General features: G+C 58.9%; 26 protein-coding genes. 14 read left to right on the forward strand and 12 right to left on the reverse strand.

Features of this window, described 5'->3' with window-relative positions:
* The first annotated feature begins 1,392 nt into the window (after positions 1 to 1,392).
* The 7 genes from ACIPR4_RS15565 (at position 1,393) to ACIPR4_RS15595 (ending at position 8,588) form a co-directional block, all read left to right on the forward strand.
* Positions 1,393 to 2,037: a helix-turn-helix domain-containing protein gene (locus tag ACIPR4_RS15565; RefSeq protein WP_013569623.1), complete on the forward strand. Its 645-nt coding sequence runs from the start codon at positions 1,393 to 1,395 to the stop codon at positions 2,035 to 2,037.
* 55 nt (positions 2,038 to 2,092) lie between these two features.
* Positions 2,093 to 3,142, forward strand: coding sequence for a Vgb family protein (locus tag ACIPR4_RS15570; protein ID WP_013569624.1), 1,050 nt, complete (start codon positions 2,093 to 2,095; stop codon positions 3,140 to 3,142).
* 64 nt (positions 3,143 to 3,206) lie between these two features.
* The gene (locus tag ACIPR4_RS15575) at positions 3,207 to 4,469 is read left to right on the forward strand and encodes a competence/damage-inducible protein A (RefSeq protein ID WP_013569625.1); all 1,263 of its coding nucleotides are present in this window, start codon (positions 3,207 to 3,209) and stop codon (positions 4,467 to 4,469) included.
* Between the two features lie 24 nt (positions 4,470 to 4,493).
* Positions 4,494 to 5,111, forward strand: a complete 618-nt coding sequence (gene plsY / locus ACIPR4_RS15580) for a glycerol-3-phosphate 1-O-acyltransferase PlsY (protein WP_013569626.1) — start codon at positions 4,494 to 4,496, stop codon at positions 5,109 to 5,111.
* The gene (locus ACIPR4_RS15585) at positions 5,108 to 6,100 is read left to right on the forward strand and encodes an NAD(P)H-dependent glycerol-3-phosphate dehydrogenase (RefSeq protein ID WP_013569627.1); all 993 of its coding nucleotides are present in this window, start codon (positions 5,108 to 5,110) and stop codon (positions 6,098 to 6,100) included. Before plsY ends, ACIPR4_RS15585 begins: the two co-directional genes overlap by 4 nt.
* A 32-nt stretch (positions 6,101 to 6,132) precedes the next feature.
* Positions 6,133 to 7,263 carry a signal recognition particle-docking protein FtsY gene (gene ftsY, locus ACIPR4_RS15590; protein ID WP_013569628.1) on the forward strand — a complete coding sequence of 377 codons (1,131 nt, stop codon included), beginning with the start codon at positions 6,133 to 6,135 and terminating at the stop codon, positions 7,261 to 7,263.
* A gap of 74 nt (positions 7,264 to 7,337) precedes the next feature.
* Complete coding sequence (locus ACIPR4_RS15595) at positions 7,338 to 8,588, forward strand: aminotransferase class V-fold PLP-dependent enzyme (protein WP_013569629.1); 1,251 nt, start codon at positions 7,338 to 7,340, stop codon at positions 8,586 to 8,588.
* Between the two features lie 49 nt (positions 8,589 to 8,637).
* Here the strand turns inward: ACIPR4_RS15595 and ACIPR4_RS15600 are convergent, their stop codons facing one another.
* Positions 8,638 to 10,194 carry a flavin monoamine oxidase family protein gene (locus tag ACIPR4_RS15600; RefSeq protein WP_013569630.1) on the reverse strand — a complete coding sequence of 519 codons (1,557 nt, stop codon included), beginning with the start codon at positions 10,192 to 10,194 and terminating at the stop codon, positions 8,638 to 8,640.
* A 230-nt stretch (positions 10,195 to 10,424) separates the two neighbouring features.
* Between ACIPR4_RS15600 and ribD the strand changes: the two genes are divergently transcribed.
* Both ribD and ACIPR4_RS15610 read left to right on the forward strand, forming a co-directional pair.
* Complete coding sequence (gene ribD / locus ACIPR4_RS15605) at positions 10,425 to 11,618, forward strand: bifunctional diaminohydroxyphosphoribosylaminopyrimidine deaminase/5-amino-6-(5-phosphoribosylamino)uracil reductase RibD (protein ID WP_013569631.1); 1,194 nt, start codon at positions 10,425 to 10,427, stop codon at positions 11,616 to 11,618.
* A 9-nt stretch (positions 11,619 to 11,627) separates the two neighbouring features.
* Entirely contained in the window at positions 11,628 to 12,281 is a 654-nt protein-coding gene (locus tag ACIPR4_RS15610; protein WP_013569632.1) for a riboflavin synthase, read from the forward strand.
* Positions 12,282 to 12,356: 75 nt separating this feature from the next.
* Here the strand turns inward: ACIPR4_RS15610 and ACIPR4_RS15615 are convergent, their stop codons facing one another.
* The 4 genes from ACIPR4_RS15615 to trpD form a co-directional block, all read right to left on the reverse strand.
* On the reverse strand, positions 12,357 to 12,977 hold the full coding sequence (locus ACIPR4_RS15615) for a thymidine kinase (protein WP_013569633.1): 621 nt from the start codon (positions 12,975 to 12,977) through the stop codon (positions 12,357 to 12,359).
* Between the two features lie 63 nt (positions 12,978 to 13,040).
* Positions 13,041 to 13,418 carry a VOC family protein gene (locus tag ACIPR4_RS15620; protein WP_013569634.1) on the reverse strand — a complete coding sequence of 126 codons (378 nt, stop codon included), beginning with the start codon at positions 13,416 to 13,418 and terminating at the stop codon, positions 13,041 to 13,043.
* An 11-nt stretch (positions 13,419 to 13,429) separates the two neighbouring features.
* Positions 13,430 to 13,759 (reverse strand): YbjQ family protein, encoded by a 330-nt coding sequence (locus tag ACIPR4_RS15625; protein ID WP_013569635.1) that lies wholly within the window; start codon positions 13,757 to 13,759, stop codon positions 13,430 to 13,432.
* 103 nt (positions 13,760 to 13,862) lie between these two features.
* A complete protein-coding gene (gene trpD, locus ACIPR4_RS15630) occupies positions 13,863 to 14,882 on the reverse strand; it encodes an anthranilate phosphoribosyltransferase (protein WP_013569636.1) in 1,020 nt (339 codons plus the stop codon).
* Between the two features lie 130 nt (positions 14,883 to 15,012).
* Between trpD and sucC the strand changes: the two genes are divergently transcribed.
* From sucC to ndk, 3 genes are all read left to right on the forward strand, one after another.
* The gene (sucC, locus tag ACIPR4_RS15635) at positions 15,013 to 16,191 is read left to right on the forward strand and encodes an ADP-forming succinate--CoA ligase subunit beta (RefSeq protein WP_013569637.1); all 1,179 of its coding nucleotides are present in this window, start codon (positions 15,013 to 15,015) and stop codon (positions 16,189 to 16,191) included.
* Complete coding sequence (gene sucD / locus ACIPR4_RS15640; protein ID WP_013569638.1) at positions 16,191 to 17,066, forward strand: succinate--CoA ligase subunit alpha; 876 nt, start codon at positions 16,191 to 16,193, stop codon at positions 17,064 to 17,066. Before sucC ends, sucD begins: the two co-directional genes overlap by 1 nt.
* 137 nt (positions 17,067 to 17,203) lie before the next feature.
* Positions 17,204 to 17,620, forward strand: a complete 417-nt coding sequence (gene ndk / locus ACIPR4_RS15645; RefSeq protein ID WP_013569639.1) for a nucleoside-diphosphate kinase — start codon at positions 17,204 to 17,206, stop codon at positions 17,618 to 17,620.
* A gap of 66 nt (positions 17,621 to 17,686) precedes the next feature.
* Here the strand turns inward: ndk and ACIPR4_RS21820 are convergent, their stop codons facing one another.
* The 5 genes from ACIPR4_RS21820 to ACIPR4_RS15670 form a co-directional block, all read right to left on the reverse strand.
* On the reverse strand, positions 17,687 to 19,603 hold the full coding sequence (locus ACIPR4_RS21820) for a DUF4097 family beta strand repeat-containing protein (RefSeq protein WP_013569640.1): 1,917 nt from the start codon (positions 19,601 to 19,603) through the stop codon (positions 17,687 to 17,689).
* Between the two features lie 2 nt (positions 19,604 to 19,605).
* On the reverse strand, positions 19,606 to 20,760 hold the full coding sequence (locus tag ACIPR4_RS15655) for a LiaF transmembrane domain-containing protein (protein ID WP_144312455.1): 1,155 nt from the start codon (positions 20,758 to 20,760) through the stop codon (positions 19,606 to 19,608).
* On the reverse strand, positions 20,757 to 21,575 hold the full coding sequence (locus ACIPR4_RS15660) for an anti-sigma factor family protein (RefSeq protein ID WP_013569642.1): 819 nt from the start codon (positions 21,573 to 21,575) through the stop codon (positions 20,757 to 20,759). Before ACIPR4_RS15660 ends, ACIPR4_RS15655 begins: the two co-directional genes overlap by 4 nt.
* Positions 21,576 to 22,385 carry an RNA polymerase sigma factor gene (locus ACIPR4_RS15665; protein ID WP_013569643.1) on the reverse strand — a complete coding sequence of 270 codons (810 nt, stop codon included), beginning with the start codon at positions 22,383 to 22,385 and terminating at the stop codon, positions 21,576 to 21,578. It abuts the gene before it with no gap.
* Positions 22,386 to 22,636: 251 nt separating this feature from the next.
* Positions 22,637 to 23,155, reverse strand: a complete 519-nt coding sequence (locus tag ACIPR4_RS15670) for a superoxide dismutase family protein (protein WP_144312703.1) — start codon at positions 23,153 to 23,155, stop codon at positions 22,637 to 22,639.
* 165 nt (positions 23,156 to 23,320) lie between these two features.
* Here ACIPR4_RS15670 and ACIPR4_RS15675 point away from each other — a divergent pair, with 165 nt between their 5' ends.
* Together ACIPR4_RS15675 and ACIPR4_RS15680 are read left to right on the forward strand one after the other, a co-directional pair.
* The gene (locus ACIPR4_RS15675; protein ID WP_013569645.1) at positions 23,321 to 24,520 is read left to right on the forward strand and encodes an SGNH/GDSL hydrolase family protein; all 1,200 of its coding nucleotides are present in this window, start codon (positions 23,321 to 23,323) and stop codon (positions 24,518 to 24,520) included.
* 118 nt (positions 24,521 to 24,638) lie between these two features.
* On the forward strand, positions 24,639 to 25,082 hold the full coding sequence (locus tag ACIPR4_RS15680; protein WP_013569646.1) for a nuclear transport factor 2 family protein: 444 nt from the start codon (positions 24,639 to 24,641) through the stop codon (positions 25,080 to 25,082).
* Positions 25,083 to 25,101: 19 nt separating this feature from the next.
* Here ACIPR4_RS15680 and ACIPR4_RS15685 read toward each other — a convergent pair whose 3' ends face one another.
* Both ACIPR4_RS15685 and ACIPR4_RS15690 read right to left on the reverse strand, forming a co-directional pair.
* On the reverse strand, positions 25,102 to 25,653 hold the full coding sequence (locus ACIPR4_RS15685; RefSeq protein WP_013569647.1) for a GNAT family N-acetyltransferase: 552 nt from the start codon (positions 25,651 to 25,653) through the stop codon (positions 25,102 to 25,104).
* Complete coding sequence (locus tag ACIPR4_RS15690; protein ID WP_144312456.1) at positions 25,643 to 25,921, reverse strand: class I SAM-dependent methyltransferase; 279 nt, start codon at positions 25,919 to 25,921, stop codon at positions 25,643 to 25,645. The genes ACIPR4_RS15685 and ACIPR4_RS15690 overlap by 11 nt, the downstream gene beginning before the upstream one ends.
* Positions 25,922 to 26,261: the final 340 nt, after the last annotated feature.

The following is a 26,261-nucleotide window of genomic DNA, read 5'->3' on the forward strand; positions in this document are numbered from 1 at the left end:
GGCCGCAAGAGCGTTCCGCCTGGACTCAGGCATGTGTTGCAGCCGGGATACTGGCTCTTACCTGGTATCTTCTGTGCTCGCACCCCAGAGGCACATTTCTTATACCTCTCGCGTGCATGTGCTTGTACAGAAGGGTTAGCCTCCCCTGGGTTCGTAATTTGGCAATAGGCCTTGCAAGCATTCTTGGCTTTTCAACGCAGGCAGCTTGGCATACTCTCTGGACCTGCGACCAGGATCCGCAGTTCGCCCGGATTCTTTCCTCCTCAAACTTGGGCACGGCTTACAGCCTGGGCCTTACGCGTCAATTCCTGCTTGAGCTTGCTCGATCTCTCGCCACCCCTGAGGCATGGTTCTTGAAGGCTTTCGTGCCAAAAGCCAATTACACCGCGAGCATGATTTCCCCTTTTGCTTTCCGCGGAGCTTTTCCTCTCCGCGTAGCCATCCTGGCTGGATCCAGTCTGGTTGTCGCCCTCGGTCTAGTGGCCGCCATTGTTTGCGCCTACCAAGCCCTGAGACGACGCACGGATAAATCTCTCGCGTTGACACTTCTGTCAGGCTGGTTGATCTATCTGGCAAGCGTAGGAGTTCGTCTTCAAAAAAACGATTATGAGGCGGCCCTCCTTCAGCCTCTTATCGGGCTTCTCGCGATCACTTCAATCCTAGCCCTACCGGCAACCGAACCAGATCACTTTCCCGACAGGCTCATGGAGTTCTTCCGGCGCATTTGGCCATCCGCTCGCTGTCTTCTTCTTTTTATTTCAATTTTGAGCCAGTGTGCCTTCTTGTACGCCTATCGAGATCAGGCACTCCATCAATGGAGTCAGCCCGGTCAGACTCCTGGGCAACCGCTTTCCGTGGATCTCGCCGGTTACGGCGCTGCTGCAGCGCGAATTCGGCATTCCGCGGCGAAGTGTGGCATCTTTCCGGGAGCACCAGCCCAGCACTTGGTTCTGGACGAGCCAAGCTACTTCGTCTTTCGAAGCAGCAGAGAGCCTTTCTTTGCGCTTATTTTTGACGATCACATTTGGGGGGGCTATCGACCGGATCCGACGGATCTCTTTCGTGCACAGGGCTCACAAGGGTTTGTAGCAGCTTGCAATCGATTTCCTAGTTCGATGAGAGGTGAAGCGATACGGGACGGCGATCTATGTTGCCTTCCCGCATTCCATTAGAGTGAGCAGCAGCACATGCATGGCTTCTGCCGGAGCGGATCTAAGCGTGCCAAGAAGGGTTGCCAGCGCTGGCCCGTAAATCAGCCCGATACAATATATTCCGCAGAAAAATGGCCTACGGGATATAGCTAAATACTTAGGCAGTTGGGCTAACGCCTGCTAGGAGGCAAAAATGTGCAGGCAACAAGCCTACTCTTTTGCCTAGAATGTAGGATGAGCCATGGAACATCCCGAAACTCCTGATCTTCCGCCAAACACAGTGAATGCAGCCAACGTCGATGAGGTCATTGAGGCCAAATCGATTGGTTCGCGCATCCGCAGCCTCAGGCTCCGCCGTTCTATGGGGCTGGTGGATCTCGGCAGTGCCGCAGGACTCTCAGCTAGTTTTCTTTCGCAACTGGAGACCGGCCGGGTCGTTCCTACTCTGAGAAATCTGGCACGCATCGCCTCCGTCTTCGACAAAGACCTCTCCTACTTTTTCCGCGACGAGAAGAAGAGCTTTTTCCGGATCTCGCGCGCGGAGAACCGCATTCGCCTGCCCGCTGGCGAGAAGAGCAATCCTGTTCTGCTCGCCGAAAGCATGAGCGTCCTGATTCCGGATCGCAGCACGATTCCCTGCATCGCGGACTTCCTTCCTGGAAGAACCGGTGACGCATTCCATCCGCGATCCTCCGCCGGTTTGGAGTTTATTTACATCATCGAGGGATCTCTCACCGTCCGCACGGATCAGGAGACGGAGGTACTTGAAGAAACGGACTCCGCCTGGCTGGATGGCGCCGCCAGGCGTGAGTATGAGTGCACCTCCAAAGGTCCGGCAAAGGCCCTGATCATTACCTTTCCGAAAGACGCTGCCGTCGCAAACTGATGAGGCAACCACAGAAGCCATTGCGTCACCACAACAGCAGGCATACCCTTAACCTATGACTTTGCTTGGTTCTCTGCTTCACCCAGCGCATCCCCCGGCACCACATCTGGACCAGTTGATTCCCTCCGCCGCCATGCCCGGAGGAGAAGTAGAGATCCGGGGTACGCATCTTGCCGCGCAAAACGGGATACTGCCGACCGCCACGATTGGAGATGTGGCCGCCCGCCTCACCATGACAGGCAGCGTGCGCGCCATGCTTCGCGTCAACGATGGAACAATCTCCGGTGACATCGCGCTTCTGAAGCAAAATACAAAATCGAACTTGCTGCCCCTCAGTGTTGCAGTGCCTCTAGCGGACAATCTGAACCCCGTCGCCAACCCTGCAATGGATGTCGACGGGAACCTTTACTGCACGCTCTCCGGACCGCGCGGGCAACAGACACCGGTCTCCATCTTCCGCATCGACCGCGACTTTCAAATGCGTCCCTTCGCTCGCGAAATCCTCAACGCCACAGGCCTTGCCTTTGACCGCGACGGCTATCTCTACTGTTCTTCACGTGCCGAAGGAACCGTCTACCGCATCTCTCCTGCAGGTGCTGTCACTACCTATGCTGAAGGCATGGGGATTGCGACCGGGCTTGCCTTCGATGAATACGGCAACCTCTTCGTCGGTGACCGCAGTGGGTCGATCTTCAAGATCGCTCCCGGCGGAGAGATCTTCGTGCATGCCACTCTCGAATCGTCGATGGCCGCGTATCACCTCGCCATGCTCGATGACGGAACCCTCCTCGTCTCCGCACCCACCACTGCGAGCCACGATGTGATTCACGCCGTCTCCCCGGATGGAGAAGTCGGCGTCTACTTTCGCGGCCTCGGTCGGCCGCAGGGTATGGCCGTAGACACCAAAGGAAACGTCTTCATCGCGGCATCGCTCGCGGGCCGTCGCGGTATTGTCCGCATTACGCCACAGAAGCAGGCGAGCCTCGCCGTATCCGGGCCTAACCTCATCGGTCTTTGCTTTACGGAAGATGGGACGGCCGCACTCGCCACGCGGGATGCTCTCTTCCATATCGATCTACAGACAGAGGGAAGGCCGCTCTTTTGATCTCAGCTATGCAATTGACCCAGATATCTTTTCATGGTTCCGTTGCCCTCGTGGAGGCCCGCCCATGATCGCTGAAATCATCGCAGTGGGCTCGGAGATGCTGACGCCCTTCCGGCAGGACACGAACTCTCTCGCGCTCACGGCAGAACTCAACCTCCTTGGCGTTCAGGTGGCCTTCAAGACGGTCGTTGGCGATTCTCTGGAACACCTCACAGACGTTGCCAGGATCGCGCTTTCACGCGCGGACATCATCGTCTTCTCCGGCGGTCTGGGGCCAACGGAAGATGACCTGACCCGCGAAGCCGCAGCCTCTGCACTCGGCCTGAAACTTGTTCGCGTTGAAGCCATCATCGCGGGCCTGCACGAGCGATTCGCGGCACGCAAGATTCCGATTACGCCGAACAATCTTCGCCAAGCCGACGTACTCGAAGGCGCGGAGAGTCTGCCAAACGCCAATGGTTCCGCGCCCGCACAATGGCTCGACACCGCCTTCCGCGCACCGAATACAGAGACGGCGCATCGCAAGATCGTCATCCTGCTTCCGGGGCCACCGAAAGAACAGCAGCCCATCTTTCACGACCAGTGCGTCCCACGCCTGCGCCTCCTGCTTCCGCAGCGGGCGATCGCAAAGAGGATGCTTCGCATCGCCCTTGCACCGGAGTCGCAGATCGACGCGCGCGTCTCTCCGATCTACAAGACCTATCCCGATGTGGAGACCACGATTCTCTTCACCCTCGGAGAAATTCAACTTCACTTCCTCTGCGCCAAAGCGACGTTGGAAGAGGCCCAGCAGCGCGTTGATGAGCTGACGGAAAAATGTGAGCGCGAACTGGACGACCTGGTCTTCTCCGCAACCGGGGAGTCGCTCGAAACCGTCGTCCTGCTTCTGCTTGGCATGCGCCACCTCACCCTGGCCACGGCAGAGAGCTGTACGGGAGGTCTCGTAGCGGAACGGCTTACCCGCGTACCGGGTTCCTCGCGTACCTTTCTTGGCGGCGCGGTGGTCTACGCCGACGAGATGAAGACGAAGTTCGCGGACGTTCCCGCCGAGTTGATCCGCCAGCACGGCGCTGTGAGCGAAGAAGTCGCCCGCGCCCTCGCGGAAGGCATCCGCCGTCGCACTGGCGCGTCCCTGGGCATCGGCATCACCGGCATTGCAGGGCCCGGCGGAGCTACCCTGAACAAGCCCGTAGGCCGCGTCTATCTCGGTCTTGCCGACGGAATTTCCGTCGAGGTCAAACAACTCGATCTCACCGGAGACCGCGAACGTGTACGCTGGTTTGCCGCACAACACGCGCTGAATATGTTGCGTCACAAGTTGATGTAAACTCACTCGGTCGCAAGGGAAATCATGCACATCTGGATCATTGCTCTCGTCATCGCCTATCTGCTCGGTTCCATCCCCTTTGGATACCTGCTTGTCCTCGTCTTTCGCAAGGAAGACATCCGCGCCACAGGTTCCGGCAACATTGGAGCGACCAACGTAGCGCGGTCCGGAGCCAAAGGTCTGGGCGCGCTCACGCTGTTTCTTGACGCCCTCAAGGGCTTTCTCGCCGTCGTCATCGCGCGGCATCTCGCCCAACAACTCACCTCACCGCAGGACTATAAGCTCGTCGCCCTGGCAGGCGTCGTCGTCGTGATCGGGCATATCTTTCCGGTCTGGCTCGGCTTCCGTGGAGGCAAAGGCGTGGCCGCCGCGCTTGGCGTCTTTCTCGCATGGGCTCCGCTCAGCGCCCTGATAGCCGTCGCGGTCTTCCTCGCCATCGTTTTCCTCACGAAATACGTCTCTGTGGCGTCTCTGCTGGCGGGGTATGTCTTCGTGGTCATCGCCATCGCGACGGACAACAAGCATCTCCTCTTCGTCGATCTCTGCTACGTCGCTATTCCCGTCATCGTTACCCTCAAACATCACGGCAACATTCGCCGCCTAATGGCAGGCACAGAAAATCGGTTCGGAAGCAAAGCATGAGCAAAATCGCAGTCCTCGGTGCCGGTGCCTGGGGCACCGCCATCGCTATCTCCCTCGTTCGCCGCGGCGGTCACGAAGTCTGCCTTTGGGCCCACTCCCCCGCACATGCGGACGAGATGCGCGTCACCCGCGACAATATGCGTTACCTCGCAGGCTTCGTTCTGGATCCTTCGCTGACGCTTCCGCTTTCTCTTGAAGAAGCCGTTACAGGCGCGGACGTCATCGTCTCCGTCACGCCGTCGCAACATCTCCGCGCCACCATTGCCGAGATCGCTCCGCTCCTGCAGCCGCATCAGGTCCTTGTTTCCGCCAGCAAGGGCATTGAAGACGACAGCCACCTGCGCATGTCCCAGGTGATGCAGTCGATCACCGGCAATCCCGTGGCGACGCTGGGCGGCCCCTCCTTCGCGCGCGAAGTCGCCGCAGGCATGCCTACCGCCGCCGTCATCGCTTCAGCCGACCTTGCACTGGCTCAGCGCCTGCAGACGGAGTTTTCGTCGGAGTCCTTCCGCCTCTACAGCAACGCAGACATTGTCGGCGTCGAACTCGGCGGAGCCCTCAAAAACGTCATCGCCCTGGCTGCGGGCGTGGCCACCGGTCTGAACCTGGGTAGCAACACCGCCGCCGCTCTGATGACGCGCGGCATGGCGGAGATCACGCGCCTTGCCATCGCCTGCGGAGCGGAGCAGAAGACGCTCGCCGGTCTAGCCGGCATGGGCGATCTCGTCCTCACCTGCACGGGCACCCTTTCGCGCAATCGCACCGTGGGCGTGGAACTTGGCAAAGGCCGCAAGCTCCCGGAGATTATCGAGAGCCTGAACGGCAAGGTCGCCGAGGGCGTTCGCTGCACCTCCGCTGCGCTGGGCCTCGCCTCTGTCCACGGCATTGAAATGCCCATCACGGAGCAGATGAACCAGGTCCTCCACCATAACCAGGCTCCCCTGGACGCTATCCGCGCCTTGATGACCCGTCCCGGCAAGGACGAGTAGCTCCAGCCCCGCGAACGATTACACTTATTCCTATGGCCTTCTCCCTCTTCGGCAAAAAACCCAAGCCCACATCCGAAGAGGATCAACCCAAGCGCAGCTTCTTCGAACGTATGCGCGACGCCGTCGCCCCGGATCTCTCGCTCGCGGAAGAAGTTGAGCGCGAAGAAGAGCTCCAGCAGGAAGAAGAGCAACAGCCGGTATCTCTTCCTGAAGAAATGTACGAGCAGGACAATGAGGAAGAGAACTCCAGCGGCTTTTTCGCCCGGATGCGCCAGGCGGTCACGCGCACCCGCGAAAGTCTCAACAGTGGCATCGACTCCGTCCTTGCCCTGACGCGCGAAGTAGACACCGCAACCCTCGACGAGCTTGAAGCCGTTCTTATCACCTCCGACATCGGCGTCGACACAGCGCAGGAGATCATCGCCACCCTACGCCAGCGTGCGCTGCGTGAAGGCATCGACGGCGGGCCGGAGCTCAAGCGGCTTCTGAAGCTCGAACTCCTGAAGATCCTCAACTCGGTGCGGTCCCCCGTGGCGCGCGCCGCCACGCCCCCAGAAGTCATCATGATGGTCGGAGTGAACGGCACAGGCAAGACGACCACCTCGGGCAAGCTCGCCGCACTCTTCCGTGCGCAGCATCGCACCGCTCTCCTTTGCGCGGCGGATACCTTTCGCGCCGCGGCCATTGAACAGCTTGAGGTATGGGCGCAGCGTTCCGGCGTCGATATCGTGAAAACGAAGCAGGGCGGCGACCCCTCGGCGGCTCTGTATGACGCGCTGAACGCAGGCAAGGCACGCAAGGTGGACGTCGTGATCATCGACACCGCCGGACGCCTGCACACCAAATCCGGCCTGATGACCGAACTGGACAAGATGCGCCGCACCGCCGCGAAGGTCATACCGGATGCGCCACACCAGACCTTCCTGGTGATGGACGCCACCACCGGCCAGAACGGCATGCAGCAGGCCCGGCTCTTTACGGAGGCTGCGCAGGTCACCGGCATCGTGCTGACCAAGCTGGACGGCACGGCGAAGGGCGGCATCGTGATCGCCATCGCCCGCGAACTCGGTCTGCCGGTCGTCTACTGCGGCATCGGCGAAAAGATGGAAGACCTCATCGCCTTCGACGCAGACGCCTTTGTAGACTCTCTACTCGGCGACTAAGACAACCGTCCGATAGGAAGAAGCAGCGGCATTGCGTATCGTGGAAGCAATTCCACGATCTCGAAAGGGTGCCCATGCTCAACTCCTCCCTCGGCAGTTCTGTAAGCAGACGACGTTTCCTCCGCTGGTCCCAGGCTGCGATGGCCGCAGTGGGCGCGGCGCCCCTCTTCGGTCGCTCTGCAGAAGCCGCGGCTCCAGCAAGCTCCATTGCCCCAGTCGACTACTACGAGAAGCTCAACGTGCGGAAGCTCATCAACGCACGCGGTACCTTCACCGGTCTGACCGCCGCCGTGATGCCACTGCAGGTGCAGCGCGCCGTCGCGGAGGCCGCGCTGCATCCCGTCCATCTGGAAGAACTGCAAACCAACGCCGGGGCATACATCGCGAAGAAGCTTCGCTGCGAAGGTGCGATGGTGACGTGCGGCGCATCCGCTGCTCTGTCGCTCGCAACGGCGGCTTGTATCCAGTCCGCGAACAACTGCCTGCCGATGGACATTCCCCAGGAGATCGGCACGGCGAAGTTTCCGAAAAACGAAGTCATCGTGCAGAAGTCACACCGCTACGAGTACGACCACGCCATGTTCCTCTGCGGCATCAAGATCGTGGAGGTCACGACGTTGGAAGACTACAAGCGCGCCTTCACGCCCAACACCGTGATGACGAACTTCTTCAACTCCACGCGCTCCGGGCAGATCGATCAGCCGCAGTGGCTTGAGATCGCGCACCAGCACAACGTTCCCTGCCATCTGGATGCGGCGGCAGATATGCCTCCCATTGAGAACCTCTGGAAGTACACCGGCATGGGCTTCGACCTGGTCGCCTTCTCCGGAGGCAAAGGCATCCGCGGACCGCAGAACGCCGGTCTCCTCCTTGGGAAGAAGAGCCTCATCGATCTGGCAGCGCAGAACAACAATCCACACATGGGCGTGGGACGTGGCATGAAGGTGGCCAAGGAGCAGATCGTCGGCATGGTCGCCGCCGTGGACTGGATTCTCGAACAGACGGACGAGGGCATGGAGCACGAGTACCTCCGCCGCGCCAACGTCGTTCTGCACGCACTCAAAGACATCCCGACGATTCAATCGACCTTCTTCACCGAACCGATCGCGAACCACGTCCCCATCCTGATGCTCACGTACGACCCCGCCGTCGTCGGCATCAAGCCGGAAGACGTTCTCACCAGACTGCGCGCGCTCAATCCTTCCATCGAACTCGCCAGTGGCCAGGGAAATACGATCGGCGTCAGCACGTGGATGCTCCAACCCGGCGAGGAACTCATCGTGGCTCGCGAGCTGTATAAGGTGCTCAAGTCGGCGAAGGCGTAGGCTGTCAGACAAAGCGCGCTGCTCTTTCATGAACAGCGCGCAACTTTGTCTACGCCAACTTCGACTTCACGCGATCACTGATCATCTGCACAGCGCGTTTGCCGCTCAGCGCCGCGCCCTCCTGCCATCCCACGATATGGCTGGTGTGATCTCCCGCAAAAAAGATCGGGCCATCGGGCGTGGTGAGCGTTTCATACGTCTGCGCCGACATCGCACCGACCCACGAACCTTCGTTCCACTTGATCTGTTTCCACGCGTCGTAGATCGGTTTTTCCAGTTCATGCCCGTGGCCGGGATGCATCTTCTCCATGGACGCGCGTGAGCGTGCAAAGCGCTCGTCCATCGTTAGCTCGTTAAATTTGGTATCGTGCTCATCCATGTAACCGACCACGACCACGCCGCGCTCCGTCATCATCTTCGCGCTCGGATACCAGATGGGGCTTGGCCCCTGTGTAGTGAACGACAGACCTCCGTACAGGTTGTAGTCCTTCTCCCAGAAGCGACGCGACTCCCATGCGATTTTGAATGCTGAGCGATACGCCGGCGCGGCAGCGGCCACGGCAGTCTTGTGCGCTGGATCAAGGTCTGCCTTGGTCTTATTCAAGATCGTCAACGGCATCGCGCAGATCGCGTAGTCGGCGTCGATGTGTTCGCTCCTGCCCTTCTTCGTATAGGTGATGCGAACGCCGCTCGATGTCTTCGCAATCTCCGTCACCGGGGCGTCTTTAATCACAGCATTTCCCAGAGCGCGTTCAAAGCCGAACGAGATCTGCTGCATGCCGTTGATCGGCTGGAACATCGTCGCCTGCCAATCCCAGGCCTCTTCAAAGAGCACGCCGTTCCAGAAGTTCGCATCCAGAAGCGTGTGCATCGGGATCGTATGGTCGTTCACGATCATCTCTTGCGCGCCTGCTCCCGGATACTGCTTGATGTCCGCGCGATCCGACCCTTTGTACTTTCCGGACATATCCAGCGGACCGTAGACCTTCAGAAACTCCGTCATGCGCTGCTTGTCTTCCGAACTCAGCTCCTGGTCCAGCGAACCATTCTGCACCGCCTTCGAGAGTAGCTCGCTCACATTGCCTCGCGTGTCGTTGATGACCTTGCGCTGCACGAAGGGCTTTCCCTCGTTCACCTTGTCACTCTGCAGAAAAGACGATCGCGAAGTATTGACCTCTACCTCAAGCGGAACGCCGAGCTCCTTGCAGTACGACAGGATGTTGGAGTGCACCGAGGGTAGGCGGCCCGCTCCCATGTTCTGGTAGAGCCCGTCGCTCCAGGTCACAGGCTGCTTCGTTCCATCTACGAACTCCACCACGTCGCCCGCACGCGCGCTCCAGTTGCGTCCACCGACATGCGGTTTCGCCTCCAGCACGGTCACATCATAACCCAGCTTCTTCGCCTCATATGCGGACGCCAGCCCAGCGACTCCACCACCCAGCACCGCGATACGAATTCCCTTGCCGATCCCCGAAGCAGCCAGCACGCTCTCCTCTGCAGTCGCCTTCATCGGCAGCAAGCCGAGGGACTGCATACTTGCAAATGCCGCAGCATACCCACCAGCCTGCCCCACCCTTGTCAGAAAATTCCGTCGTGTCATTGCCATGAATTGCTGCTCTCCATTCGGTCCGTCAAAATACCAGCTCCTTCCAGCGCCTCACTGGGTGGGTTCTCTGGCTTGTCGCGTGCCCCGACCATATCCGCCAGAGACGCAGCCTTGCGGTGACCGCTGTCACAGGGGAACGTCTAAACGGGATGCGTCCCAGGCGACTTGGGGCGCTGAATACGCGAAATCTGTCATCCCGAGCTAAGCCTCGCGCATCGTACAAAGGAGATATGACCGAAACCTTCACAGAGATCGACCGCAGGCACATGGAGCAGGCCCTGACGCTTGCCCGCGCCACCAGCGGCCTTGCCTCCCCCAATCCGCAGGTGGGTTGCGTGCTCGCTCACGGCGAAGAGATCGTCGGCCAGGGTGCGCATCGCTATGTTGCGCGGGACCACGCGGAGATCGTCGCGCTCAAGCAGGCGGACGGCAAGGCGAAGGGTGCGACGGCGTATGTCACGCTTGAACCCTGCAGTCATCACGGCCGCACCGGCCCCTGCGCCAATGCGCTGATCGAAGCAGGCGTGGCCCGGGTCGTCGCGGCCACACTCGACCCCAACCCGAAGGTTTCGGGCTCCGGCATGGCACGAATCGAACAGGCGGGTATCGTCGCACAGCATGGCCTGCTGGAAGAGCAGGCCCGGGCAATGAACGATGCCTTCGCGCACTACATCCTGACACGGCAGCCGCTCGTTACTTTAAAGTCCGCGCTCTCGGTGGATGGCAAATTGGCTCCTCTGCCTGCCAATCGCATTGGCAACTCTCCCTTCTGGCTTACGGGCACTGCGGCGCGCGAAGAGGTCCATCGGCTACGCCACAGCAACGACGCCATCCTCACCGGCGTCGGCACTCTGATCGCGGATGACCCTCTGCTCACCGACCGCAGCAACCTGCCCAGGCGTCGGCCGCTGCAGCGCATCGTCCTCGACACGCACCTCCGCCTTCCGCTGACGGCGCGCATCCTGGACACGATTAACGACGATCTGATCATCCTCTGCTCCGCCAGAGCCCCGGACGAGACGCAGAAGCACCTACGCACCCTGGGTGTGCGCGTCGAGCACGTGAGCGAGATCCTGACGAAACGCGGCACGCATGAGCTCGACATCCCTGGGACGCTCAAGCTCCTGGGTACCTTCGACCTCCTTTCCGTCCTTCTGGAGGCCGGACCGAGCCTGAATACCGCCTTTCTCGATGCCGACATGGTGGACAAAGCCGTGCTCTTCTTTGCGGAAACAGAGCTGGGCAATGACGCCCTGCCCTTCGCCTACGGCAATCACTCGCCCTTCCGCCTCGTAGAGCATCTGCAAAAGGTCGCCCGGTGCGACTTCCAGAATGAATCCGGATCTCTGGATGCCTGTATCCGTGGCAATCTTCGGGATCCCTGGGCCGATGTCTTTGCCCTCACACCACCCAAACTGCGTTAACCTGAAGATATGTTTACGGGATTAGTTGCAGAGACAGGCACCATCGAAACCCTTTCGCCGACCGAAGGCGCGATGCGCATCGTCGTCAGCGCTCCGCTCCTCGCCAGCAAGCTGCAGCTAGGCGACTCCATCGCCGTGTCGGGCGTCTGTCTTACCGCGCTGGACATCACGGAAAATACCTTCGCTGCGGACCTCGCCGCCGAGACCATCGCGCGCACTTCGCTCTCGCGGTTGACCCAGGGCACCGTGGTCAATCTGGAGTTGCCTACCGCCGCCGGATCGCCGCTCGGCGGGCACATCGTGCAGGGGCACGTGGACGGCGTGGGACGTCTGCTCTCGCTTACCGCAGTCAACTCCGCCGCGAACACCCAGACCGACTGGCTCCTCCGCATCGAAGTGCCCGTTCCGCTGCGACGCTACATCGTGCACAAGGGTTCTATCACGATAGAGGGAATCTCGCTCACCGTTGCAGCCTTCGAGGAAGGCATCGTTACGGTCGCCATCATCCCCCATACCTACGCTGCTACCAACCTCCACACTCTTGTAGAAGGATCCGAGGTCAACGTAGAGGTCGATGTCATGGCGAAGTACGCGGAACAGCGTGCACAGCCTGCTCACGCCGAAGAGATTACGGAAGCGTCCCTCATTAGCGAGGGCTATTAGAGCAACTTCCAATCTTTGTTTGTCATCCCGCAGCGCCACTGTTGTCATTTCGTAGCAAAGCGAAGGAATCTGCTGTTAATCCTTCACCACGCTAAGCTCCAGTTGTTCCGCAACACCCTCTTCCACATATGGGTGAAAGTGCATACGGCACCGCGCTTCATAGAGCCCGGCAGCTCCCACCACGACCAGCTCCTGGCTATGCCCTAGACGCTGTGTATGAATCGCCGGCTGTCCGCAGACCATGCAGACCGCCGAAAGCTTCGTCACCTTGTCCGCAAGCGCCATGAGATTCGGCACAGGGCCGAAGGGCTCTGCAGTGAACGTCGTATCCAGTCCTGCCATAATGACGCGTTTGCCCAGAGCCACTAGTTCCATCGTGAGCGGAAGAATGCCCTCATCGAAGAACTGCACCTCATCCACACCGACGACCTCCACCTCGTCAATCTGTCGCGTACTGAAGAGCGCCTCGCGTAGACGTTCTGCATTCGGCGTCACGACGGCGGCTTCGTGCGTCTGTTCGGAGTGCGACGCGATATGCGTCCGGTGGTAGCGGAGATCGATGTCCGGTTTGAAGCAGGCGACGCGCTGCCGCGCAATCCGCGCGCGCTTCAGGCGGCGGATCAGCTCTTCGCTTTTGCCTGAGAACATGGGCCCAACTACGACTTCCAGAATCCCCGGATGACATGGATCAATCACAAACAATCTCCCGTGCGACTATCGTATCCCGCCGCGCACTGTGGAGAAGCAGTCCCAAGGGTCTCAACCCGGCAGCGGCTGCCACAACTCCACACGGTTACCGTCACAGTCCACGATCCACGCAAATTTTCCATACTCCGAATCATCGCGCTTCGGATCGATGGTGACACCGGCAGCTTGCAGTTCCTCCAACAATGCGTTGAGATCGTCCACGCGATAGTTGATCATCGTGCGCTGCGCACCTTCGCCGAAGTACGTCGTGTCTTCGGGAAAGGTGCTCCACGCGGTCGTGCCCGTACCGGGGGGCACCTCGTCCGTCCAGTCGAAGCTAATGCCCCACTCCTTCGGTTGCATGCCGAGATGTTCGACGTACCAGGCGGACAACCTCTTTGGGTCGTTGGATCGCAGAAACACACCGCCAATGCCGGTCACACGTGCCATCGTCTTCTCCTCTAGATCTTCTCCACGTAGACAGCGGTGCCGTAGGCCAGCACCTCCGTCACACCCTGCATCAACTCGTTCGCGTCGTAGCGCATCCCGATAATCGCGTTTGCGCCGTGCTCCACTCCATGCTGTGCCATGCGACGAAAAGCATCTTCACGTGTCTTTTCGCAGAGGTCTGTGTAGAGCGTGATATCGCCGCCAATCATGGTCTGCAGACTTGCGCCCAGCGTGCCAAAGACACTCCGCGAGCGCACGACAATGCCGCGCACGATTCCAAGACTACGGACAATACGAAAACCCGGCAGCTCAAGACCGGTAGTTACCATTCCTGTTTCCATCACGCGCAGACTCCCAAGCGCAGAAGCGCTTTTCTGTCATACGGATTCTATGACAGCGAAAGTTCCGTAGCGCATGGAAAACAAAGAAATAAGTGCGGGGCCGCTAGCGTTTGCCGAGGCTGTAGACCAGGCGCGAGACCACACCGGAATCAATCGCAGCAACGGCCACCTGCACGCCTTTGCGCAACGAGTTCGCCTTGCCAGCCACCATGAGCACGGCGGCCGCGTTGAATAAAACCACATCGCGACGAGGCCCAGGTTCACTGCCAAAGATCCCACGCAGAATCGCTGCGTTCTCCTTTGCATCGCCACCGGCCAGGGCGCTCATCGGAGCGCGCTTCAAACCGGCATGCTCGGGCGCGACGGTGTAGCTCTTCACCACGCCATCGCGCACTTCAGAGATCTGGCTCACTCCCGAAATGGACAACTCATCGATGCCGGAACCACCCTCATCGCCCGCTCCATGCACCACCATCGCGCGCCGCATGCCCATCAGAGCGAGCGCTTCGGCGACGATCGGCACCAGGTGCGCCGAATAGACGCCCATCACCTGCGTGGTTGCGCCTGCGGGATTGGTCATCGGTCCCAGGACATTGAAGATCGTCCGTGTCCCGATAGTCTTGCGCACAGCAGCCACGATCTTCATCGCAGGATGCATCTTCGTCGCGAGGAGAAAAGCAAAGCCTTTGGCACGAATCACCTCGGCGGCCTGTTCGGCTTCCAGGCCCACGGGAATACTGAGGGCCTCCAGCACATCCGCCGAACCGCACTTGGAGGTAACGGAGCGGTTGCCATGCTTGGCTATGGGAACGCCTGCGCCCGCAGCCGTAAGTGCAACGGCGGTGGAGATGTTGAAGGTCCCGCTGTCGTCGCCGCCCGTGCCGCAGGTGTCCACCAGCGTGGCCCGCTCCTCATCTGTCAGAGGGAGAACGACAGATGCGGACCGCATCGCCTCGGCAAATCCAGCCAGTTCCTGCGCTGTTTCTTCTCTTTGCTGGAGAGCGAGCAAAAGCGCCGTCATCTGTTCTTCGGAAAAATCTCCGCGCAGGAGTGCCTGCATCAAAAGGCGTGCTTCTTCGCGGGAAAGGGGAGTGCTGGCGGCCTGCTCTAAGAGATTCGTCATCCTCTCCACCGTAGCACTCACAGGAAGGTCGCCGCCCAATGCGGTAATCGCACGATTGTGCGATTACGATTTGCCCCTTGTTTATGCGCTTCGGTACGATGACTCGTTAGTACTTTGCCCGGAGACATTGATGAAAATTCATGAATACCAGGCCAAAGAGATCCTGCGCCACTACGGCGTTCCGGTCCCTGAAGGCGAAATGGTCAGCACGATTGAAGAAGCGGACACGGCAGCCAAGCAGCTCTTCTCAGCCGGTAACCCCGTCGTAGTCGTCAAAGCGCAGATCCACGCAGGCGGTCGCGGCAAGGGTGGCGGCGTCAAGGTCACCAAGTCGCTCGAAGACGCGAACGCTGCCTCCAAAGCCATCCTCGGCATGCAGCTCATCACGCATCAGACTGGACCGCAGGGACAGAAGGTGCAGCGCCTTCTCATCGAAGCAGGTTCCGCCATCGATCGCGAACTCTATCTCGGCATCGTGCTCGACCGCGCTACCGCCAAACTGACTTTCATGGCGTCGCAAGCGGGCGGCATGGAAATCGAAGAGGTTGCCGCAGAGAATCCCGACGCTATCTATAAGGAAGCGATCGAACCCGCTCTCGGTCTCCAACCCTACCAGGCGCGCAATCTCGCCTTTAAGCTGGGCCTCAAGCCGACCCAGATCAACCAGGCCGTCCAATTCATGATTGGCCTGTACAAAGCCTTCATCGAAACCGACTGCTCCCTGCTTGAGATCAACCCCTTCATCACCACGAAGGACGACAAGCTGATGGCGCTTGACTGCAAAATCAACTTCGACGACAACGCGATGTTCCGCCACAAGGACCTGAAGGAACTCCGCGACATGGCCGAGGAAGATCCCCTCGAAGTCGAAGCCAGCAAGGACGCGCTCAACTACATCAAGCTCGACGGCAATATCGCCTGCATGGTCAACGGCGCAGGCCTCGCCATGGCGACGATGGATATCATTCAGTACGCTGGCGGCTCAGCAGCGAACTTCCTCGACGTGGGCGGCGGTGCAAACCAGCAGCAAATTGAAGCCGCCTTCGCGATTCTTCTCGCCGATCCGAACGTCAAAGCGATCTTCATCAACATCTTTGGCGGCATTCTGCGCGTTGATGTTCTTGCGACAGCAGTCGTTGCCGCAGCAAAGAACCTCAACGTGCAGCTTCCCATCATCCTTCGCCTGGAAGGTACCAACGTCGAAGAGGGGCGCAAGATCCTTGCGGACTCCGGCCTCCACTTTGAAGTGGGCGCAACGATGAAAGAAGCCGCCGACCTCGCCGTCGTCGCAGCTAAGGGAGGCAAGTAATGGCAGTTTTGGTCGATAAAAATACACGCCTCATCGTTCAGGGCATCACAGGCCGCGAAGGCACCTTCCACGCCAAGGGCTGTGCAGAGTACGGCACCAAGGTCGTCGGTGGAGTCACTCCCGGCAAGGGTGGGACCATTCACGAAGGCTGGCCTGTCTTCAACACCGTCGAAGAGGCAGTGAAAGAGACCGGCGCCAACGCAACGGTGATCTTCGTTCCCCCACCGTTCGCGGCAGACGGCATCCTCGAAGCCGTTGCAGCCCAGCTTCCCCTCGTCATCTGCATCACCGAAGGCATCCCGACGCTCGATATGGTCAAGGCCTGGAGCATCGTCAAGGATTCGAAGTCGGTTCTCATCGGACCGAACTGCCCTGGCGTCATCTCTCCCGGCAAGGCCAAGATCGGCATCATGCCCGGCCGTATTCACAAGGAAGGCAACGTAGGCATCGTCTCCCGTTCCGGAACGCTGACCTATGAGGCCGTCTACCAGCTCACGACGCGCGGCATCGGCCAGTCGACGGCCATCGGCATCGGTGGCGATCCCATTATCGGAACGAACCACGTTGCGGCCCTTAAGCTGCTCAACGATGACCCCGAAACCGAAGCGATCATCATGATCGGCGAGATCGGTGGAACCGCCGAAGAGGCAGCCGCGGACTTCATCAAACAATACGTGAAGAAGCCCGTCGTTGGCTTCATCGCCGGACAGACCGCACCTCCGGGCCGCCGTATGGGCCACGCTGGCGCGATCATCTCGGGCGGCGAAGGCACGGCTGAAAGCAAGATGGCCGCGATGGAAGCCGCTGGCATTCACGTAGTCAAATCGCCCGCAGAGATCGGCGAGATGATGGCGCGTGTCCTCGGCAAAGCATAGTTTCCATTGAAATACCGACGGCGAAGCCATAATGGCTTCGCCGTTTTACTTTGCCGCCAGAAACCGTCGGAACCCGCGTCAGTTGCGGCGTTTCCCGTACAATGGAAGGGTTGGACTCTATTTAGATCAGGAGCATCATGTCACAGCGTACCTTCTCCATCATCAAGCCGGACGCCGTCCGCAAGGGCGACACCGCCGCTATTCTGGCCGTTATTGAAAAGGCCGGCTTCAAGATCCTCGGCATCAAGAAGATTGTTCTCTCCAAGGCTCAGGCCGAAGGCTTCTACCATGTTCATTCGGCTCGTCCTTTCTTCAACGATCTGACGACCTTCATGACCTCCGGTCCCATCTTCCCGATGGTTCTCGAGAAGGACAACGCGATCGCGGATCTCCGCAAGCTCATGGGCGCGACCAATCCCGCGAACGCGGAAGATGGCACAATCCGCAAGCTCTTCGCTGCTTCGATCGAAGAGAACGCCATCCACGGATCGGATGCTGAAGACACTGCGGCTTTCGAGATCGGATACTTCTTCGCAGGCTACGAACTGAAGTAGTTTTGTTTGCTCCAAGATAAAAGAGGCCACCTCATCGGTGGCCTCTTTCGTTTGCGTGCTTGACGATTATTGGTTGTCAGAGTGCGCGTTCCGGCGAGCCTCTTCACGTGCCTTGGCCGCTTCTCTCAACGCGTCTTCACGGGCCTTACGGGCTTCTCGCAAACCATCTTCGCGAGCTTTACGCGCCTCGTTCAAGGCCTCTTCTCTTGCCTTGCTGGCTTCCCTCAGCGCATCCTCACGTTGCTTGTTTGCGTCCTTCAGAGCCTGCTCGCGTTCGCGATTTGCCTCTTGCTGGGCCTGACGCATCTGTTGTTCCGCCTGCTTCACTGCTTCTTTCGCCTCAGCGAGTGCGCGCTCCGGATCTGCGCTCTGGGTGAGTACAGGGGGCGCTGGGGGTTCCGGCATACGGAGAACGGGCATTGCCGGTGGGACGGGCGGCAGAGGCGCAAGGTCGGCTCTGCGCAATGCGATATCGCCGTGCGTCGTGGTGAGACGGATCGCGTGTCCGCCCCCGCCAACGGTACCGCTCAGGCTGCCTGCATTTTCACTACTGCGGCTGGCGAGTGAGAAGTCCGAGTGGACCTCGCCGTCGGTCGTGTCGGCCTGCACGGTGAAACCGGCACGGTCAGGAATGGAGAGATGCACGGAGCCGTTGTGATTGTCGACGCGTACGGCGCCCAGTGGAGCGGCAGCACCGATCTCGACTTCACCGTTCTTGTTCTGCACCGTGAGATCGCCGGAGACCCGGGTCAAGTTGATGTTGCGGTTCTTGGTATCCACCGTGACCGGACCGACAGCCTGCTGCACGTTGAAGTCGTCCGTACCATCGATGTTGACCTCGCCATCCAGGCGCGCCAGCGAAAAGGTGATCTTGCTGCTCTGGAACATGACGGCGTCGCGAATGTGCTGCATGTGGCCGCCGCCGAAGAAGTCGGCCTTCACGTTCACTTTGCCGGCGATGTCGGAGAGATTGATCTCATCGCCACGACCCTCCACCGTAACTGGTCCTGTAATACTCGCGATGGCCAGAGCGGAAGAGCTTTGATTGATGTGCGCGATCACTGCGCCGGTGATCCCCTTCAGGTCGATGTCTCCGTGATTTGCTGTGACCGTGACGTTCGCTTTGATGTTGCTCACATGCACGTCGCCACGATTGGCATTCACCGTAATCTGTGTCCCTGCGGGCACCTGGGCCGTGATGTCCGAGTGTCCACTGTCGATAGTGGGAATGGTAATCGACATCGTATCGCCGGTGGTCGCGATGCGCGCTTCAAGCTGCTTCAGCTTGTCCTGCGCATCGTCATCGTTCTGACTGTAGACCTCGTTATGCGCGGTCAGGTGGAGCTGCCCGTCGTCGCTCAATCCCGTCACGGCCACATCGCCGCGTGCGTTATCGATCGTCAGGATGCTTCCTGCAGCCAGTGCACGGACGATGGGTGCCGGATCATTTTCATGCTTCGATCCTGCAAAGTGGTCCCAGTCCTCGCCATTGATCTTCATGTCACTGAAGTCGAAGCTGTGCTCCTTGGCTTCACTTGCCGCGATGCCAGCTATGATCAGCAGGGCCACAACAAAACTGAAACCCGCGCCGAGCTGATAGCGGAGGGGAGGAGCATCCGAAGCCCGTCTGGCCCGCGCGATGCCCCACTCCGCAAACATGAAGAGGCCAATCACGATCAGCAGGCCCGGCCACCACTCCGCATACCAACTGGCGAGATTCGGCATAGAGACGCGACCGCTGTGCACCAGGAGGAAGACCACGCCTATGGCGACGAGAAGCAACGGTCCAACTAGCGAAGTGCGGCGAAGGCTGCGACGGTAGGCGCGCCACTGGTCTTTCTGTGCGCGTGCCTGGGCCTTCCAGGCATCACGGCTGGCGCGTGCTTGAGCCTGCCACGCCTTGCTCTGCGCACGCTGCCAGCGCGGGTCGTTGCGTGGATCGTTCGGCGGGGGAATGTTCGGATTGTAAGGAGGCGTGGCCATGGCTATCGTCCTTCCCCATTGCGGTCATCGTGATGATCTGCGCCCGGATCGTTGTAGCTGGGCGATGGGACGATCGACGTTTCGCTCGGTTGCACCGGAGGCACGACGGGAGCCGAAGCAGCGTAACTCTCGGCGGCCATCTGCTGTGCCATGAGCCGTTCAGCAATAGCCCACAATCCGAGGTAGATGAAAAACAGCGGCCAGACGCTTCCCCAGCGAACAATATGGAGACTCTGCAAAAGAAAGATCACACCGAGGAGGATCAACCAGCCGGAGCGTCGTGCCGCAAGCAGCAGGTTCCATCGATACGCTGCGGAGCCATCGTTCGCAATGCGAAGGATGCCACTGCGCTGTACAAACATCCAGACACCCAGGCCGATGAAGAGCAGCGGAAGGAAGAGCGATCCGTGGACGACGTACACACCATGGGTATGAGTCGCCAGAAAGAACAGACCCAGCCCAATCATCCAGATAGCGCCCGTAGGAACGCGTGATGCAAAGCTGTTCATATCCGGCGGCGGAATGACGGGAGGAGCTACTGGAGGCGCGTAGCCATACTCCGGCGGCGGCTGAGTATAGGGCGAAGCTCCGTAAGCCGGATCCGCACTGTAAGGATTCGCGGGAGGAACATATCCCGGAGCAACAGGAGGCACATATCCCGAAGGGACATAACCGGGAGCGGTATAGCCCGGAGGAACGTTGCCGGGCGGCGTATAAGGCGGCACGTACGGTCCAGATCCTGGCCAACCCTGTCCGTGACCAAAGCCGATACGGTCCCCAAGATCGTTCAAGCCGAAGGGATTCGGAAGAGGCATGCCGTTGCGACGCGCCACGGCAGTCTGGTGCGCTTCGATGACCTGGTAGAAGACCCAACCGGCAACAAAGAGACCGAAGATCCCATTGACGTCAGAAGACAACGAGACGAGCACGGCGAAGATACCGATATGCACAAGTCCTTTGACCAGCTGGCCGTTGTACATCGCGCCGACACCGGGGATGAAGCCAAGGAGCGCTGCGAGGCCTGGATTGGGCGTTGTAGGAGGGACGGGCGGGGGAATAAAGCCGCCTGGATACCCCACTGGAGGAACATAGCCCGGCTCGCTGGCCTGGGGTTCCGGCGCATCCTGATTGGTGAACTTCTGCTCTTCGTAGCTCATGCCCATACCCCCGTCATCCGTACGTTCTTTCGTATGAATGTTCCTGCATTTCCATCAAGAATTCTGGCCCGATCTGCCTTCATTGCAACCGTTGTAAACTTCGCAGCGGGGATGCGACGACTGGAGCCGCCGCCTGCGGGTTTCTTCGTATCCGGTGCAGGTGGTGCAGGTTCTGTCCGGTGATGCTGAGTCTCTCGATCATTGTCCCGCTGTAGATCGCGCACACGGGATTCCAGCTCATAGACCACACGCAGGTTGTCGTAATAACGGACCACGTGGGCATTCGTTTGATAGAAGCTGCGGCGAAGGCTTGAAGGCTTCAGGTCGGCAAGACGAATCTTGGTGACCCGAACGCCTACCAAATTCAGGGTAAGCGCAACAGAGAAGAACGCCATCGCTGCCGTCATCGCCAGACGAGGCTGCATCGCCATACGAACGAAGCTCTGCGCCCCGACCGCAAAGCGGGGACGGAAGGCAAGGACCTTTCCCGAAGCGGGAATCGCCTGCGCCTGTGCTCCGGCAACTGCCAGACCAGGATTCATCCCGGAGGTCTGGGACAGAATGCGATTGACGAGCGTATCCGGTGGCTCAGGTGGGGCGTCTTTCAGCATCTCCATCCACGCAGCACCACGGCGCGCGTCGGCCACCTTGCTCGCACACGCGGAGCAATGAATCAGGTGCAGATCAAACGCTGCCTGTTCTTCCGCCGTGAGCATTCCATCCAGAGCATCCATCAGGAGCCGTTCGCAGTTTGCGCACGTCAATCCTTCTGTACTTCCTCGCTGCTGTCCGCCGAATTGTGTCTTGTCGGCCATCTAAACCACCTGCCCTTCTATACGTCCTAAAAGCCTTGCAAGTTCCGCGCGCCCCCGGCTGATGCGGCTTTTCACCGTACCCTCCGGAACATTCAGCACAACGGAAATTTCTTTGTAATCCATGTCTTCCAAATCGCGGAGAATCACCGCTTCGCGCAGTTCCGGAGACATTTGCTTCAAACCATGTTGGATGCGCGCACGCATCTCTTTCTGCGCCACCTGGTCGTACTGGCTGCGGCGCGGATCGCTCAGACGGTCGGCCATCGTTGGCCCATCGTCTTCGCCGTCCATGCTCGCATCAATGGAATCAGTGACCCGCTCCTGCCGCGTACGACGGAAATGGTCGACCAGAAGGTTACGCGTCAGCGTCGTAAGCCAGGTCGTAAAGCCGCCCTTCGTCGCATCAAAATTGTCGAGATTCCGGTAGACCTTCAGGAAAACATCCTGCGTAAGGTCCTCAGCGTCGGAAGGAGAACCGGTGAAGCGATAGCAGATGCCGTAGACGCGACGGTGCTGGGAGATGACCAGCTTCTGCCAAGCCAAAGAGTCTCCCTGCGAGCAGGCGACGACGAGCCTCTCCAACTCCAGCTGTTCCGCCGTCTTCTCCAAAGGTCTCTCCGCGCGCTGGCCGCCCATGGTCGGACCCCGACCATTGTTCATGGCGCCACCCGCTGTAACAGGAAGTGTATCGCCGATTTGCGCCAACGGAACGATCTTCACATTCGGCCGTGGGAAAGGATTCTCCGGAAAGCGGGCAAGCCGGGGCGTCTTCGGTCCCAGAGAAGCCATCGAGATGTGCAGAACGCCCATGCATCTCTATACGCAATGTCCTCTGGCGGAGTTCCCTGGGGGAACTTCAAAGGCGCAGCCAGTGGCCGCGCCTTTGAGTTACCACCGTACTTTGTCATCGTGTAACGGGGAAAAGGATCTGCCCATGTACACTTTGTCATCCCGTAGCGAAGCGAAGGGATCTGCTTTTACGAAGTGCCTTTGAGACTGCTTTGTGCTCTCCGCGCCATCCTTTCGCGATGAAGCCGCGAAAGAATGGGACACAGACTCTTTTATGCCGCAGGAACGACGCCGCAGGCGATCCGGTTTCCCGAAGCTCCGGCTGGATCCGTCATCTGGTCGTCCTTCTTTTCATGCACCACGACCGAGGTTCCGCCGTTGGCGAAGATCGAGTTCGGGGCAGACGGATCCAGAGACAGATAATCCGCAACAAACGTCTTCTCGCCACGGTGGTTCTCGCCAACCGTCACGCTCTCGGGAAAATCTCCGTCGTGGTGACCGTCTGTGCTCATGAATCCGTGATGCTTCGTGGTGGGGTTGAAGTGTCCACCCGCCGTCTTGAAATCGGGAGCTTCGCACTTGCCCACCGCATGCACGTGGACTGCGTGGTCGCCAATGGGAAGATTTTCCAGCTTCACTTCAACCTTCACGCCTTTTTTAACCTGCTTGAAGGTGACCGTTCCGGCATCTTTGCCCTGCGGGTCCTTCAGAATGACCTTCACCGACTTCTTCTGGGCGACCGCAGGCGCCACCGCCAGCGTCATCGCTGTTGCTACCGCTGCTAATCGCATACCGAAATTCATCTGTCGTTCCTCCGTGGATTGAATGCACGCTCAGAATACTCCTAGGATGGCGAACCTTTCGATTGATCCCCACAGGTATCTTACTTTCAGTAAGATCAAACCGTCGGGAACTCTCTGCCGTCTACAACATTAGTCGAGGTAAAAGACATCTTCATGCGACGCATCTCACTCCTCCTTCTTCTGTTTGTTGCTTCCATTACACAGGCTGAGACCCAGTGGGTCGGTACTTGGGCCACCTCGCCGCTGAGCGGAAACGCAAAGATCAGCGACACCCTCAAGCTAGGAGAGGCGGAGACCACGGTGCGCGAAGTCGTGCACATCTCGCAGGGCGGAAACACCATGCGTCTGACCCTGACCAATGAATTTGGCGGCGTGCCGCTCAATATCTCTTCGGTACACGTCGCATTTCTTTCTGCCGGAAGCCGCATCCTCCCCGCTACGGACCGGGCCATCACCTTCGGAGGCCAGAGCTCGACAACCATCCCCACGGGACAGTTCCTCTCCAGTGATCCTGTGAAGTTGACCCTGCCCATCTTCTCCGATCTCGTCATCAGCATCGTCGTTCCGACACAGGCGCTCACTACCGTCACCTATCATCCTCTTGCTGTGGAGACCACTTATTTCGCTGCCGGCAACCACGCTGCGGATGAAGCCATGGACGAAGCACCGACCAATACCTCCTGGTACTTCCTCAAAAACGTCCAGGTGAATGCCGAAAAAAAATCAGCTGCAATTGTGACGCTTGGGGATTCCATCACAGACGGCACCGCCTCTACAGTCGATGCGAATCGCCGCTGGCCAGATGTTCTAGCTGCGCGGCTGGCCTCGAATAAAAAGACCAAGTACCTTTCCATTCTGAATGAAGGCATCAGTGGCAACCGCATTCTCCACGAAGGTACGGGACCGCGCGCATTAAGCCGTCTCGATCGAGATGTTCTCGCGGCACCGGGCATCAAATTCCTTATCCTCTTGGAAGGCATCAACGACATAGGACGCACCGTCCAGCCTCTGCGACCTGGAGACGAGGTCACTGCCGACGCCATCATCAACGGCATGAAAGAGATCGTCATGCGCGCCCGTGCCCGGAATATCCGCGTCATCGGCGCTACGCTTACTCCTTTCGTCGGCGCAAAATACGCCTCACCCGCGGGCGAAGCGATGCGGCAGCAGGTAAACGCCTTCATCCGCACACAAGGCAGCTTTGACGGTGTCATCGACTTCGATAAGGCGACCCAGGATCCCGCCCACCCAGACCAGTTCCTTCCGAAGTACGATCACGGCGACCATCTTCACCCGTCCGACGTTGGGTATGCCGCCATGGGGAGCTTCGTCGATCTGAAGCTCTTCAAATAAATCAGGGACCATTCCGTACTTGCAAGTCCGGATACGCTTCAAGAGAGAAAGAATAAATTCAGCGCCTCCGTGTCTTATCGACAACAACCATTAGTTGAAGTCGATCCGGGAGATCCCATTGAAGTTGAATCCGAAGTTTGCTCTTGCTGCCTCATTAACCGTTCTTGCCCTCTCTACAACCGTTCACGCGGAAGATCTAAGCAGAGACATTCTTGTTCGCGAGAACATGGTGTGGGAGACCTTCGTGGGATCACAACCCAATATCACGGCTTTTAAGCAGCTTTTAGCCCCGGATTACCTCTGCATCGAAGCTACGGGAGTGCTGATGAATGAGGCAGAGAATGTTGACCAGCTTAAGATTTTGACTTTTTCGTCTTTTCAGATTCACGATCCGCACGTCATTCGGATTTCGGCCAAATCAGCTCTGATCGTCGCCCGCGTTCATTTCGAGGGCACGGCCGGAGGACAGAAAATGGATGGCGAAACTTTGACTTCGACAGTTTGGATAAAACAAGGCAAGACCTGGCTGGCACAACTCCATCAGGAAACATTCAAAAAATAGTTCGTCGCGTTTGGAAGCGCTAAAGTGTCTTTGTCATGTGGACAATCGGAAGTGTCTCTCCGTTTGGAAGCGGGATAGTTCTGTACTCCCTCGGAAGGTATCCTTTGAGGGAGTACAGAGGTACACCAGTGAGAGTCGATCCCATCTCAAGCTTTCGAAAACCGGCTTCATGCGCCGCGTCCTCACAGTGCTTCAACATCAAAGTACCCAGTCCCCGACGCGACCACCCGTGATGAACGAAAATCGCCCGGATTTTTGCCGGTTCCGTGGCAGGATCAAGCAAGGTTAGCTCCCGATTCGGCCCATGGTCGCTACCAAAGAGCGTCCTTCGGTAACTCCATCCACCGGACGCAACGATCCGATCTGGCTCTGCAATAGGTGCTGCCACGAAGTACGTTCCGTCTTCAACGAGTTGCGTATCCAGCCCAAGCGCATGCCCTAGGGCACCCTCGATCTGCGCGGCGCTGTAATCATTCTTCTGCAGATGACGGACGGACAACTCGATCAGTTCACGAAGCTCGGGGATATCGCGAGGTTCCGCGCGACGAATTTGAAATTCTTCAGTGCTCAAAAGATCTCACCGGCTTTTCTGAAGGCCGCGCTCCGAATCGCCCAGCATTGATCCAGTATCTCGTTCCCACTGCGATCACCCGATGGCCATTCGCAAGGAAGACATCACTCAACGTGCCCGTACCTGCTGCGATATCGGCAACGGTCCAGTCCGGCACCAGACCGCACCACTTTTCGAGCAGCGGCAACGCTACGAAAGGGTCGTAACGTTCGCGATACTGGGCGTACTCTGCCACCCTACCGCTGAATCTCTCAACATGAACACTCATCTCCATTCATTCTAGGCAGTATCGACAATAGACTTTGCTCCGTTCCTTTGATTTGTTGTCCTGTTTTTCATGGGTATTGGGCGTTCTGAGTTGAGTGAGTGCAGTGGAGCCGGATCGAGGGTCTGCTTCCCGTGCGTGTGAAGACCGTAGACCGGACCACCGTGGGCAACCGTGTTTTTATCAAAGGGGTTCTTTGGGTGCTTCGCCTCCGGTGCTCGCTGACACGGTCACGGAAGATCTTCTCCCAACCCGCCTTGGCCGCCCAGCGACTGAACCGCTTATGAACGTTCTTGTACTTGCCGTAACGCTTGCGCAGATGCACAGAATAAATGCGGGGGTC

It is taken from the genome of Terriglobus saanensis SP1PR4 (assembly GCF_000179915.2).
Classification (GTDB): domain Bacteria; phylum Acidobacteriota; class Terriglobia; order Terriglobales; family Acidobacteriaceae; genus Terriglobus; species Terriglobus saanensis.